The 12440-nt window shown below is 58.3% G+C and carries 12 protein-coding genes; 4 read left to right on the top strand and 8 right to left on the bottom strand.

All coding sequences use genetic code 11. The annotated features are described in order from the left end of the window. Positions 1-112: 112 nt before the first annotated feature. The 4 genes from dapB to grpE all read right to left on the bottom strand — a co-directional run bounded on the left by dapB (position 113) and on the right by grpE (position 4958). Positions 113-919 carry a 4-hydroxy-tetrahydrodipicolinate reductase gene (dapB, locus tag NTD87_RS03585; protein ID WP_262111935.1) on the bottom strand — a complete coding sequence of 269 codons (807 nt, stop codon included), beginning with the start codon at positions 917-919 and terminating at the stop codon, positions 113-115. Between the two features lie 9 nt (positions 920-928). Then, a complete protein-coding gene (dnaJ, locus tag NTD87_RS03590) occupies positions 929-2053 on the bottom strand; it encodes a molecular chaperone DnaJ (protein WP_262111937.1) in 1125 nt (374 codons plus the stop codon). Positions 2054-2372: 319 nt separating this feature from the next. Further along, a complete protein-coding gene (dnaK, locus tag NTD87_RS03595; RefSeq protein WP_262111939.1) occupies positions 2373-4289 on the bottom strand; it encodes a molecular chaperone DnaK in 1917 nt (638 codons plus the stop codon). A 102-nt stretch (positions 4290-4391) separates the two neighbouring features. After that, positions 4392-4958, bottom strand: coding sequence for a nucleotide exchange factor GrpE (grpE, locus tag NTD87_RS03600; protein ID WP_071551878.1), 567 nt, complete (start codon positions 4956-4958; stop codon positions 4392-4394). 250 nt (positions 4959-5208) lie between these two features. On the opposite strand from grpE, the gene recN reads away from it, so the two are divergent. Next, on the top strand, positions 5209-6882 hold the full coding sequence (gene recN, locus NTD87_RS03605; RefSeq protein ID WP_262111941.1) for a DNA repair protein RecN: 1674 nt from the start codon (positions 5209-5211) through the stop codon (positions 6880-6882). Between the two features lie 76 nt (positions 6883-6958). On the opposite strand, the gene fur is transcribed toward recN, so the two are convergent. Further along, positions 6959-7363 (bottom strand): ferric iron uptake transcriptional regulator, encoded by a 405-nt coding sequence (fur, locus tag NTD87_RS03610; protein ID WP_019691775.1) that lies wholly within the window; start codon positions 7361-7363, stop codon positions 6959-6961. A gap of 97 nt (positions 7364-7460) precedes the next feature. Between fur and NTD87_RS03615 the strand changes: the two genes are divergently transcribed. After that, positions 7461-7988, top strand: a complete 528-nt coding sequence (locus tag NTD87_RS03615) for an outer membrane protein assembly factor BamE (RefSeq protein ID WP_262111943.1) — start codon at positions 7461-7463, stop codon at positions 7986-7988. Between the two features lie 60 nt (positions 7989-8048). On the opposite strand, the gene NTD87_RS03620 is transcribed toward NTD87_RS03615, so the two are convergent. Further along, positions 8049-8366: an RnfH family protein gene (locus tag NTD87_RS03620; protein WP_262111944.1), complete on the bottom strand. Its 318-nt coding sequence runs from the start codon at positions 8364-8366 to the stop codon at positions 8049-8051. Further along, positions 8359-8793, bottom strand: coding sequence for a type II toxin-antitoxin system RatA family toxin (locus NTD87_RS03625; protein WP_262111945.1), 435 nt, complete (start codon positions 8791-8793; stop codon positions 8359-8361). The genes NTD87_RS03620 and NTD87_RS03625 overlap by 8 nt, the downstream gene beginning before the upstream one ends. 181 nt (positions 8794-8974) lie before the next feature. Between NTD87_RS03625 and smpB the strand changes: the two genes are divergently transcribed. Continuing rightward, positions 8975-9457 (top strand): SsrA-binding protein SmpB, encoded by a 483-nt coding sequence (smpB, locus tag NTD87_RS03630; protein WP_019691770.1) that lies wholly within the window; start codon positions 8975-8977, stop codon positions 9455-9457. Between the two features lie 175 nt (positions 9458-9632). Here smpB and NTD87_RS03635 read toward each other — a convergent pair whose 3' ends face one another. Further along, complete coding sequence (locus tag NTD87_RS03635; RefSeq protein WP_262111947.1) at positions 9633-10400, bottom strand: FCD domain-containing protein; 768 nt, start codon at positions 10398-10400, stop codon at positions 9633-9635. Between the two features lie 261 nt (positions 10401-10661). Here NTD87_RS03635 and NTD87_RS03640 point away from each other — a divergent pair, with 261 nt between their 5' ends. Further along, positions 10662-12350 (top strand): lactate permease LctP family transporter, encoded by a 1689-nt coding sequence (locus tag NTD87_RS03640; protein ID WP_262111948.1) that lies wholly within the window; start codon positions 10662-10664, stop codon positions 12348-12350. Positions 12351-12440 lie beyond the last annotated feature (90 nt).

Here is a 12440-nt window from a genome sequence, read left to right on the forward strand (position 1 = left end):
GCTTTTTTGGTCCACCGCTAATGAGCCTTAAAGGCAGGGGAATGCGACAGGACGTCGCTTAGCGGTTGAAAACAGGGCTCAAATTGAGTTCGAACCCTGTTTCCGGTACATCTCAACGCAGGTCGAGCACGTCCTGCATATCATACAGACCCGGCGTGCGGCCATCGAGCCACAAAGCAGCACGAACGGCACCCTTGGCGAAAGTCATGCGACTCGACGCCTTGTGAGTGATCTCCAGCCGCTCACCCTCACAGGCGAACAGCACCGTATGATCGCCAACCACATCACCACCGCGAACAGTGGCGAAGCCAATGGTTTCGCGCTCGCGCGCACCGGTATGGCCTTCACGCCCATAGACCGCAACTTTCTGCAGATCACGATCCAGTGCGTTGGCGATCACCTCGCCCATACGCAAAGCCGTACCTGAAGGCGCATCGATCTTGTGTCGATGATGTGCCTCGATGATTTCGATATCAGCATCATCACCCAGCACACGAGCCGCCATATCGAGCAGCTTCAGCGACAGGTTCACGCCGACACTGAAATTGGCGGCGAAGACAATCGGAATGTCCTTGCCCGCCTCGACCAGCAATTGTTTTTCCGCGACACCCAATCCCGTGGTGCCGATGACCATGGCCTTGCCCGCCTTGCGACAGAACGCCAGGTTTTTCAGCATGACCTCCGGGAGCGTGAAGTCGATCAACACATCGAACTCATCAGCCACCGCGTCCAGGCTACCCGACAGCGGCACACCAATACGCCCCAGCGATGCCAGCTCACCGGCATCCACTCCGATCAACGTGCTGCCGGGGCGCACGATGGCCGCCGTCAGGCCGGTGAGTGGCGCGCGCTGTTGCACCGCCTCGATCAGGATCTTGCCCATACGCCCGGCAGCACCCATCACAGCTATACGTCGCATGCCGACTCCTTACAGATCGCCGAAGAAGCGCTTCACGCCTTCGAACCAACCGGTGGTTTTCGGCGAGTGACTGTTGTCGTCTGCCAACGAGCTGCGGAACTCTTCCAGCAACTCGCGCTGACGACGCCCCAGATTAACCGGAGTCTCGACCGCCACACGACACATCAGGTCGCCTGCTCCACCGCCACGAACCGGCGCAACGCCTTTGCCACGCACCCGGAACTGCTTGCCGGTCTGCGTGCCTTCAGGAATCTTCAGCTTGACCCGACCATCAAGGGTCGGAATCTCCAGCTCGCCGCCCAGCGCCGCATCAACGAAGCTGATGGGTACTTCGCAGAACAGATGCTTGCCGTCACGTTGGAAGATCGCGTGCTCGCGCACGTTGATCACCACGTAGAGGTCGCCAGTCGGCCCACCTTGAGTACCCGCCTCGCCTTCGCCCGACAGACGAATGCGGTCGCCGGTATCAACGCCAGCCGGCACCTTCACCGACAGAGTCTTGTACTCTTCGACACGGCCTTCGCCGTTGCAGGAGCTGCACGGGTCGGCAATGATCTTGCCCTGGCCATGGCAACGCGGGCAGGTTTGCTGCACCGAGAAGAAGCCTTGCTGCATGCGTACCTGACCGATACCACCGCAGGTTGGGCAAGTAATCGGAGAAGAGCCTTTTTTGGCACCCGAGCCGTCGCACGGCTTGCAGTTGACCAGTGTCGGAACACGGATATTCACGGTTGTACCGCGCACCGCTTCTTCCAGGTTCAGCTCCAGGGTGTAACGCAGATCGCTGCCGCGCTGAGCACCGCCACGGGAACCACCACGACCGCCACCGAAGAAATCACTGAACACATCACCGAAGATATCGGAGAAGTTCTGACCACCAAAACCGGCACCGCCGCCACCCATGCTTGGGTCGACACCGGCATGACCGTACTGGTCGTACGCCGCGCGCTTGCTGGAATCGGACAGCACTTCGTAGGCCTCGTTGGCCTCTTTGAATTTTTCTTCCGACGCTTTGTCGTCAGGATTACGGTCCGGGTGGTGCTTCATCGCCAAGCGACGGTAGGCCTTTTTCAGGTCCGCTTCGCTTGTGCCACGCTCGACACCCAACACTTCGTAATAGTCACGCTTTGCCATAAGTCTTTGCACTCTTAAGGACGTTCGGCAAACCCCTCCTGAGCTTCGCCAAACTCGTTGAGCCCCAATACAGGCCCGGACCCAACTCACGTCAATTCAACGATCCTGGTCTTTGATTCGCAGCCGGAACACCGGCCTGCTGATGCGGTATTCATGAGTCGGAAAGCAGGAGCATTCCCGACCGTACCGCCAGCATCCGAGCGATGTCGCATGCTGTAAAAATTCGTCTACTCCAGACACGCCAACGCGGGAGCAAGCTCCCGCGCGGCGACATCCTACCAGTCACCGCGCAAAGGCAGTCAACCGGCCGACCAACAACTTACTTGTGGTCTTTAACTTCTTCGAACTCAGCATCGACAACGTCGTCAGCCTTTTCAGCTTTTTCAGCGTGCGGTGCGGCACCTTCAGCTGGCTGGGCTTGCTCGGCATACATCTTCTGAGCCACTGGCGCGGAGACTTTCGACAGCTCTTCAACCTTGGCTTCGATGGCTGCCTTGTCGTCGCCTTTGATGGCGGCTTCCAGGGCAACTACGGCCGCTTCGATTGCAGTCTTCTCTTCAGCGGTCACTTTTTCGCCTGCGTCAGCGACCATTTTGCGCGTCGAGTGAACCAGTGCGTCACCCTGGTTACGGGCAGTGGCCAGCTCTTCGAACTTGCGATCTTCGTCGGCGTTGGTTTCAGCATCGCGAATCATCTGCTGAATTTCTTCCTCGGACAGACCGGAGTTGGCCTTGATCACAATCGACTGAGTCTTGCCGGTGGCCTTGTCTTTGGCGCCCACGTGCAGAATGCCGTTGGCGTCGATGTCGAAGGTCACTTCAATTTGTGGCACGCCACGTGGTGCTGGTGGAATCTCGGCCAGGTCGAACTTGCCCAGGGACTTGTTCTGGGCAGCTTGCTTACGCTCGCCTTGCAGCACGTGAATGGTCACTGCGCCCTGGTTGTCATCAGCAGTCGAGAACACTTGCGATTTCTTGGTAGGAATCGTGGTGTTTTTCTCGATCAGCGCAGTCATCACGCCGCCCATGGTTTCGATACCCAGAGTCAGCGGGCTGACGTCGAGCAGCAGAACGTCTTTCACGTCACCGGCCAATACTGCGCCCTGGATAGCAGCACCCATGGCAACCGCTTCGTCCGGGTTAACGTCTTTACGTGCTTCTTTACCGAAGAATTCGGTCACCAGTTTCTGTACCAGCGGCATACGGGTCTGACCGCCGACCAGGATCACGTCGTTGATCGCGCCAACTTCGATACCCGAGTCTTTCAGCGCAATGCGGCAAGGCTCGATGGTGCGTTGAACCAGGTCTTCAACCAGCGCTTCCAGCTTGGCGCGGGAGATTTTCACGTTCAAGTGCTTAGGACCGGTCGCATCTGCAGTGATGTACGGCAGGTTAACGTCGGTCTGCAAGCTCGAAGACAGCTCGATCTTGGCTTTTTCAGCGGCTTCTTTCAGGCGCTGCATGGCCAGCGGGTCACCTTTGAGGTTCATGCCGCTTTCTTTCTTGAATTCGTCAACGAGGTAGTCGATCAGACGAATGTCGAAGTCTTCACCGCCGAGGAAGGTGTCACCGTTGGTGGCCAACACTTCGAACTGGTGCTCGCCATCCACTTCGGCGATTTCGATTACCGATACGTCGAAAGTACCGCCGCCCAGGTCATAAACGATCACGGTGTGATCGCCCTTGGCCTTGTCCATACCGTAAGCCAGAGCGGCTGCGGTTGGTTCGTTGATGATGCGTTTTACGTCCAGACCGGCAATACGGCCGGCGTCTTTGGTCGCCTGACGCTGGCTGTCGTTGAAGTAAGCCGGAACGGTGATGACCGCTTCAGTCACGGTCTCGCCGAGGTAGTCTTCGGCGGTTTTCTTCATTTTCTTCAGAATTTCAGCCGAGATCTGTGGCGGCGACATTTTCTGGCCGTTCACTTCAACCCAGGCGTCATTGTTGTCAGCCTTGACGATCTTGTAAGGGACCATCTGAATGTCTTTCTGGACCACTTCTTCATCGAAACGACGACCGATCAAACGCTTAACCGCATACAGGGTGTTGTGCGGATTGGTCACTGCCTGACGCTTGGCCGACTGGCCAACCAGAATTTCGCCATCATTGGCGTACGCGATGATCGACGGCGTGGTACGCGCGCCTTCAGCGTTTTCGATAACTTTTACGTTGCCGTTTTCAAGAATAGAGACGCAGGAGTTGGTAGTCCCCAGGTCGATACCGATAATTTTACCCATGTTAACTCTCCCGAAACTTTGGATTTGGTTGCCGCAGTAGTGGTGGCTGACTGCGGTAGCACTTAAACGCTTGACTTCTAAATGGGGGCCTTACGGCGGATTTCAAGCCTGCTCGTCAATCGAAGGCGAAACCGGCGCCGGAGCCTTGCTGACCACGACCATGGCCGGGCGCAGCAGACGGCCGTTGAGCATGTAGCCCTTCTGGAACACCTTCAGCACGCTGTTGGGTTCCATGTCGGCGCTTTCCTGCATGGCCATCGCCTGGTGGTGTGCAGCGTTGAACGGTTCGCCTTCAGGATCGATCGCTTCCAGCTGATAACGCTTCAGGGTGTCCTGGAACATTTTCAGGGTCAGTTCGATGCCTTCACGCATCGGGCGAATGCTTTCGTCGTCCGGGTTGGACAGCTCAAGACCACGCTCCAGGCTGTCGATGATCGGCAGCAGGTCGTTGGCGAACTTCTCCAGCGCGAATTTGTGAGCTTTTTCTACATCCTGCTCGGCGCGACGGCGGACGTTCTGCAGATCGGCAGCAACACGCAAAGACTGATCCTGCGCGCCAGCCAGTTGCTCTTCGAGCACTTGTACACGAGCCACCAGGTCTTCACCCGATGCTTCGGGAGCCTGATTGGCGTCTAGATTTTGCGTATCCAGCGTCTGTTCGTCAGCCATAGATTTCTCCTTTCAAAATCGTGCGCGAACTCGACTCGCGCTTCTGCCCCGGTATATGGGGTCGCAAATTCAAGGTTCAAGGGCTGCCAGACCGCTGAACGCCATTACCCTTACAAAAACAGCTGAATTGACATTCCACCGGGTTTTAAAAAAACACCGTTACCAAGCAAATCGAGCTAAACACGGGCATTGTCAGCCAGAAACAAAACACTGTATAAATAACCAGACCTAAAGCCTGGGAGCGGCCTCTATGCTGGTGCACCTGTCCGTACATAACTACGCCATCGTTGAACATCTCGATCTGGAACTCGATCGCGGGATGAGCGTTATCACAGGGGAAACCGGCGCCGGCAAGTCGATCATGCTCGACGCCCTGGGCCTGACCCTCGGCGATCGAGCCGACAGCGGCGTGGTTCGCCCAGGCGCGGAGAAGGCCGACATCCTGGCCACATTCGACCTGGCCGATATCCCGGAAGCCAGTGCCTGGCTCGCCGAACGCGACCTCGACACTGACGGCCCGTGCATCCTGCGCCGGGTGATCACCGCCGAAGGTCGCTCGCGCGGCTACATCAATGGCAGCCCCTGCCCGCTGGGTGACCTCAAAGCCCTTGGCGAACTGCTGATCGATATCCACAGCCAGCATGAACACCAATCGTTACTGAAAACCGACACGCACCGTCGGCTGCTCGACGAATACGCCGGCGCCACGGACCTCGCCCGCCAGGTGCAACTTGCCGCCCAGCGCTGGCGCCAGACCCGCCAGGAGCTGGAACGCCTCTCCAACTCCGGCGACGAGCAGCGTGCTCGCCACCAATTGCTCAGCTACCAACTCGAAGAGCTGGAAAACCTCGGCCTCGGCGAGAGTGAGCTGGAGCAACTGGAACAGGAACACAAAAACCTGACCAACGCCGAAACCTTGCTGGGCATTTGCCGACAAGTGGTCGAGCAGTGCAGCGAAAGCGATTCCGGCAATGTACTGAACGCCCTGACGGCCAGCCTCAATCGCCTGTCGAGCGTGAACAATTCGGTCGGCGCCCTGGGCGAAGCGACCAACCTGCTGACCAGCGCACAGATTCAGGTGGAAGAAGCCGTTGGCGAACTGAACCGCTTTCTCGACCACTTCGATGCCGATCCGGCACGCCTCCAGCAACTCGAAGAACGCCTGGACACGATCTATACCCTGGCGCGCAAACACCGGATCCAGCCCACCGAAGTCGCAGAGCTTCAGCAAAGGCTTCTGGACGAGATCGAAACACTGAATGCCAACGACGAGTCCATCGAGCGCCTGAGCGAAGAGCTGGGTGCATTCGCCCGGCACTATCAGGAAAAAGCCCGAGAGCTGAGCGATCTGCGCCATCAAGCCTCGAGCAGCCTGGCCAATGCCGTCGAACAGGAAATTCAACGCTTGGGCATGCCCGGCGGCCGCTTCACCATCGAACTACGCCCCAACACCAGCGCCGAATTACTGCCCAACGGCCTTGAACAGGTGGAACTGCTGGTCAGTGCCAACCCAGGGCAACCGCTCAAGGCATTGGCCAAAGTCGCATCGGGTGGTGAGCTCTCACGGATAAGCCTGGCCATCCAGGTGATCACCGCACAAACCTCGCGAGTACCGACACTGGTGTTCGACGAAGTGGACGTGGGCATTGGCGGCCCGACGGCGGAAATTGTCGGCCAGCTCTTGCGCCGCCTCGGGGAGCGCGGGCAAGTGCTGACCGTCACGCACTTGCCGCAAGTGGCCTCTCAGGGCCATCAACATCTATTTGTCCACAAGGTGCGCGGTGACGATGCCACGCATACCGCCGTGTCCAAACTGAGTAAAAATGAGCGGATTGAAGAAGTCGCGCGAATGCTGGGAGGGATCGACCTGACCAAGGAGTCCCTGGCCCACGCCAGGAAAATGGTCGTGACGGCAAAAATTTAAGTACGCCAGACAGCACGAAGGCGACCCTTGGGTCGCCTTCGTTCGTTTCGCGGACTAAAAAATCCGCGCGACATGCTTACTTTTTCTTGCGCACGTACAGCACCAGGTTGTGATCCACCAACTCGAAGCCGTGCTTCTCGACGATCGCCTTCTGAAGCTTTTCGATTTCTTCCTCGAAGAATTCGATCACTTCACCGTTCTCCACGTTAACCATATGGTCGTGGTGACCACCGTCAGCCAGTTCGAAGACCGCGTGGCCGCCGTCGAAATTGTGGCGGACCACCAGACCAGCCGCTTCGAATTGGGTCAGTACACGGTAAACCGTGGCCAGACCGACATCCTCGCCAGCTTCCATCAGCGCCTTGTAAACATCTTCAGCACTCATGTGACGCTGCTCGGCGGAATCGAGCATTTGCAGAATTTTGACCCGTGGCAGGGTCACTTTAAGGCCGGCTTTGCGTAGTTCGCTATTTTCAACCATGGTCAGCTTTCTCGCGATGCTGCTTCGCAGCTTCTCTTAATGCGGGTATGATCGGCGTTTACGTTGTCCCAGCCAAGATAGTGGAAGTCGCCCACCGATGCAAAACACCAAGCTCCTGCTAACCAGTTTCACCCTCGTGGGACTGCTCGCACTCGCCGGTTGTTCATTCCCCGGGGTTTACAAAATCGACATCCAGCAGGGCAATGTCGTCACGCAGAACATGATAGACCAGTTACGCCCGGGAATGACCCGCCGGCAAGTACGGTTTATCATGGGTAACCCTCTGCTGACCGACACGTTCCATGCCGATCGCTGGGATTACCTGTATAGCCTGCAACCTGGCGGCGGTGAACGCCAGCAGGAACGCATCAGCGTTATCTTCAACGCTAATGACCAGCTTGTCAGCCTGTCAGGTGATTTCATGCCTGGCGTGAGCCGTGACGAAGCCCTTCTTGGCAAGGACAGCGGCACGACCGTGACCGCCCCTGCTGAAAATGCCGAGAAGCCGAAGCCAGAAAAACCGGTAAAACCAGGTTCGCTGCTGGATCAAATCCAGAAGGACGTCGACAACGTCAAAACTGTCCCGGTCCCGACGCCAGCACCGCTGGACACAGCGCCGCAATAAATTGCGGCATAACAAAAAGCCCGGCATGTCCGGGCTTTTTGTTATCTGTCGCTTGGCAGTCTACTGATCCCGGGCCTTGGCCTGCTCGGCAGCCTTGGCCGCACGCAACCGGCGGACTTCTTTTGGATCCGCCAGCAACGCTCGATAAATTTCGATTCGGTCACCGGCCTGAACCTGACGGCTCTGGGGATCGGCAATAACCTTGCCGAAAATCCCCACAGGGCACGTCGCCAGATCCAACTCGGGGAACTGCTCGGCGATGCCTGATTCGGCCAGCGCCGCTCGTAACGTAGTACCCACAGGCACCGTCACCTTGAGCAGCAACTGGCGATCGACGGCGGCATACACCACCTCGACTTCAATCACCGACTCAACCATGCAACTGCTTGGCGCGTTGACAGAACGCGTCCACCAGCGTGTTGGCTGCCTGATTGAACAGCGGACCCAGCGTCGCCCGGACAATCGGCCCTGCATAGTCGAACGACAGGTCCAGGCTGATCTTGCAGGCCTTCTCGCCCAACGGTTTGAAGACCCAGACACCATGCAGATGATTGAATGGACCCTCTTCGAGGTTCATCTCGATCGAATGCCCAGGCACCAGCGTATTGCGCGTCACGAAATGCTGGCTTAACCCGGCCTTGGCCACCCCCACACTAGCGCGCATTTGCGCGGCTGAGCTTTCCAGGACTTCGGCCTCGGAACACCAGGGCAAGAATTCCGGATAGCGCGCCACGTCATTGACCAGGTCATAGAGCGCTTGCGCGGGATACGGCAGCAGAGCCGAACGTTGAATATGTGTCGTCATGTCAGCGTTACTTCCACAGCTGGGCGGCAAAAACTACAAGAATGCCGATGGGCGCCACATAGCGCATCAAAAACAAAATCAGGGTAAACAATGGGCGCATTGTCCGGGATTCACTCAATGCGCTCAAGCACGCAGGTTCACCGTAGCCGACTCGCGCGCAACTCCCTATAATGCCGCCCCTATGGCTAAACAGAAGAAACACCCCGAAGGGACCATCGCGCAAAATAAAAAGGCGCGACACGATTACTTCATCGAACACCGGTTCGAGGCTGGCATGGTCCTGGCCGGCTGGGAAGTAAAGAGTCTGCGTGCAGGCAAGGCACAACTGGTCGACAGTTATGTGCTGCTCAAGGATGGCGAGGCCTGGCTGCTCGGCAGCCATATCACTCCGCTGACCACCGCCAGCACCCACGTCATCGCCGACCCGACGCGCACGCGCAAACTGCTGCTCAACCAGCGTGAGCTGGAGAAGCTGTTTGCCGCCGTGCAACAGAAGGGTTATGCCTGCGTCTGCCTGTCGTTGTACTGGAGCAAGCACTTGATCAAGTGCGAGATCGCTCTGGGCAAGGGCAAGAAGGAATACGACAAGCGTGATACCGAGCGCGAGCGCGACGCCGGTCGCGAGTTGCAGCGAGCGGTGCGGAACAAGGGTAAGGAAGACTAATCTTCCAGCCTCAGCGCGTTTTTTTTGTGGCGAGGGAGCTTGCTCCCGCTCGACTGCGAAGCAGTCGTATCCGAAAAACACATTCTGTTTGTGAGACTGTAATGACCGGTTTGAGGGCCGCTTCGCGCCCCAGCGGGAGCAAGCTCCCTCGCCACATTGAATCCCATTCACACAGTTACATCCCCTTGCGCCGCTCCGCCCGGGCCATGCGCTGCACTTCCTGACGCACTTCTTCGAGCACTTCCTGCACATACAGAATGTGTCGGCTGGAGATTTCTCGCGCCTGCTCGGCGTGCCCTTCGACAATCGCCTGATACAAATCCCGGTGCTGACTGATCAGCATATCGCGGGTTTCGGCGCGCTGTTTGTACATGCCACCGATGTTGGTCACCACGTTGCGCTTGAGCAGATCGAACAGCCCGCGAATGGTGTGCAGCAAGACTGCGTTGTGGCTGGCCTCGGCAATAGCCAGGTGAAACTCCGCATCCGCCGCGCCCTCTTCCGCCCGACTCACTTCATCATGGCGTGCATAGCAGTCCTGCAACTCTTCGAATGCTGCCGTCAGTCGCTCGCGGTCAACATCCGTCGCACGCAACGCCGCGTAATAGGCGCAGGACGCTTCCAGCGTATGGCGAAACTCCAACAGATCACGCTGGGCTTCGGGGTTACTTTCCAGCAGGTGCAGCAGCGGATCACTGAACGTTGAACCTAGCGACTCAACCACATAGTTGCCGCCACCCTGGCGACTGACCAGCAGCCCCTTGGCCGCCAGTTTCTGGATCGCCTCACGCAATGAAGGGCGCGACACACCGAACTGCTCGGCCAAGGCGCGCTCTGCCGGCAGTCGCTCACCGGACTTCAGCGTGCCCTCAAGGATCATCCCCTCGAGCTGCTCGACAATATCGTCAGACAAACGGCGCTGACGAATCTGATCAAACCCCATAACTCATTCTCCACGATCCCGACGGCTCGCCGGGCTCTCTATTCTGGCCTATTGGCGTCGCGCCAGCACCTACCAGACAGCGTTTGATCGAACAGATCAGATGACCGCTACACCGCTCATTCGACCAAAGTTTCAGGGCGGCAAATTGACACACCACACCCAAGGCTTTTACCCTAGCCGACAGCGATTGTAAATTGGTATTACCAATTATCCAAGAACGCTGACCAGTGCCTGACCAACAACAATTAGGGGCCACCCCATATGCAAACCTGGCAACAGCTTTACAGCCCGCTCGGCAGTCTCGGCTTGTCCGCGCTCGCGGCCGTTATCCCCATCGTATTTTTCTTTCTGGCTCTGGCCGTGTTCCGTCTCAAAGGACACGTCGCCGGCAGCATCACCCTGGCCTTGTCGATTCTAGTGGCGATCTTTGCCTTCCAAATGCCTGTCGACATGGCCTTCGCCGCGGCTGGCTATGGATTCGCCTACGGACTGTGGCCGATTGCCTGGATCATCGTGGCCGCGGTGTTCCTCTACAAACTGACGGTCAAGAGCGGCCAGTTCGAAGTGATCCGCAGCTCGGTGCTGTCGATTACTGACGACCAACGCCTGCAAGTGCTGCTGATCGGTTTCTGCTTCGGTGCGTTCCTGGAAGGTGCCGCCGGCTTCGGCGCGCCCGTAGCGATTACCGCTGCGCTGCTGGTAGGACTGGGTTTCAACCCGCTGTATGCCGCCGGCCTGTGCCTGATTGCCAATACCGCGCCAGTCGCCTTCGGCGCACTGGGGATTCCGATCATCGTCGCCGGGCAAGTAACCGGCATCGATCCCTTCAAGATCGGCGCCATGGCGGGTCGCCAACTGCCGCTGCTGTCGGTGTTCGTGCCGTTCTGGCTGGTGTTCATGATGGACGGCCTGCGCGGCGTCAAGGAAACCTGGCCGGCAGCATTGGTGGCGGGCGCAAGCTTTGCCGTGACCCAGTTCTTCACCTCGAACTTCATCGGCCCCGAGCTGCCGGACATCACCTCGGCACTGGTCAGCCTGGTCTCCCTGACCCTGTTCCTCAAGGTCTGGCAGCCCAAGCGTTCGTTCGCCGAAGCGACCGCCAGCGTCGGTGCCGCAACCGTAAGAAGCGCCGGAGGTTTCGGCCAACCGCGTACGACCCAGCCTTCGCCGTACCGCCTGGGCGAGATCTTCAAGGCCTGGTCGCCGTTCCTGATCCTCACCGCGCTGGTCACCCTCTGGACCCTCAAGCCCTTCAAGGCGATGTTCGCCGCCGGCGGTTCGATGTACAGCTGGGTGTTCAACTTCGCCATCCCGCACCTTGACCAACTGGTGATCAAGACCGCCCCGATCGTAGCCGCCCCGACCGCCATTCCTGCGGTGTTCAAATTCGACCCGATTTCGGCGACCGGCACGGCGATTTTCTTCTCCGCGCTGATCTCGATGCTGATCCTGAAGATCAACGTTAAAACTGGTCTTACCACTTTGAAAGAGACCTTCTACGAACTGCGCTGGCCTATTCTGTCGATCGGCATGGTGCTGGCCTTCGCCTTCGTCACCAACTATTCGGGTATGTCGTCGACCATGGCCCTGGTACTGGCAGCCACCGGTGCAGCCTTCCCGTTCTTCTCGCCATTCCTCGGTTGGCTGGGCGTGTTTCTGACCGGCTCGGACACGTCGTCCAACGCGCTGTTCAGTTCGCTGCAAGCCACCACCGCACATCAGATCGGCGTCAACGACGTGCTGTTGGTGGCAGCGAACACCAGCGGTGGCGTGACCGGCAAAATGATCTCGCCACAGTCGATTGCCGTGGCCTGCGCCGCGACCGGCCTGGTGGGCAAGGAGTCCGATCTGTTCCGCTTCACCCTCAAGCACAGCCTATTCTTTGCCACTATCGTCGGCCTGATCACGCTGGCCCAGGCCTACTGGTTTACCGGCATGCTGGTGCACTAAGGGCGACACACAGCTACACCCAATACAGAAAGAACCGACGCCGGGCCACAACCCTGGCGTCAGCGACTCACCACCCGGTCTGCAAGGCTG

The sequence above is a fragment of the Pseudomonas sp. 6D_7.1_Bac1 genome, from assembly GCF_025465945.1.
Lineage (GTDB): Bacteria > Pseudomonadota > Gammaproteobacteria > Pseudomonadales > Pseudomonadaceae > Aquipseudomonas.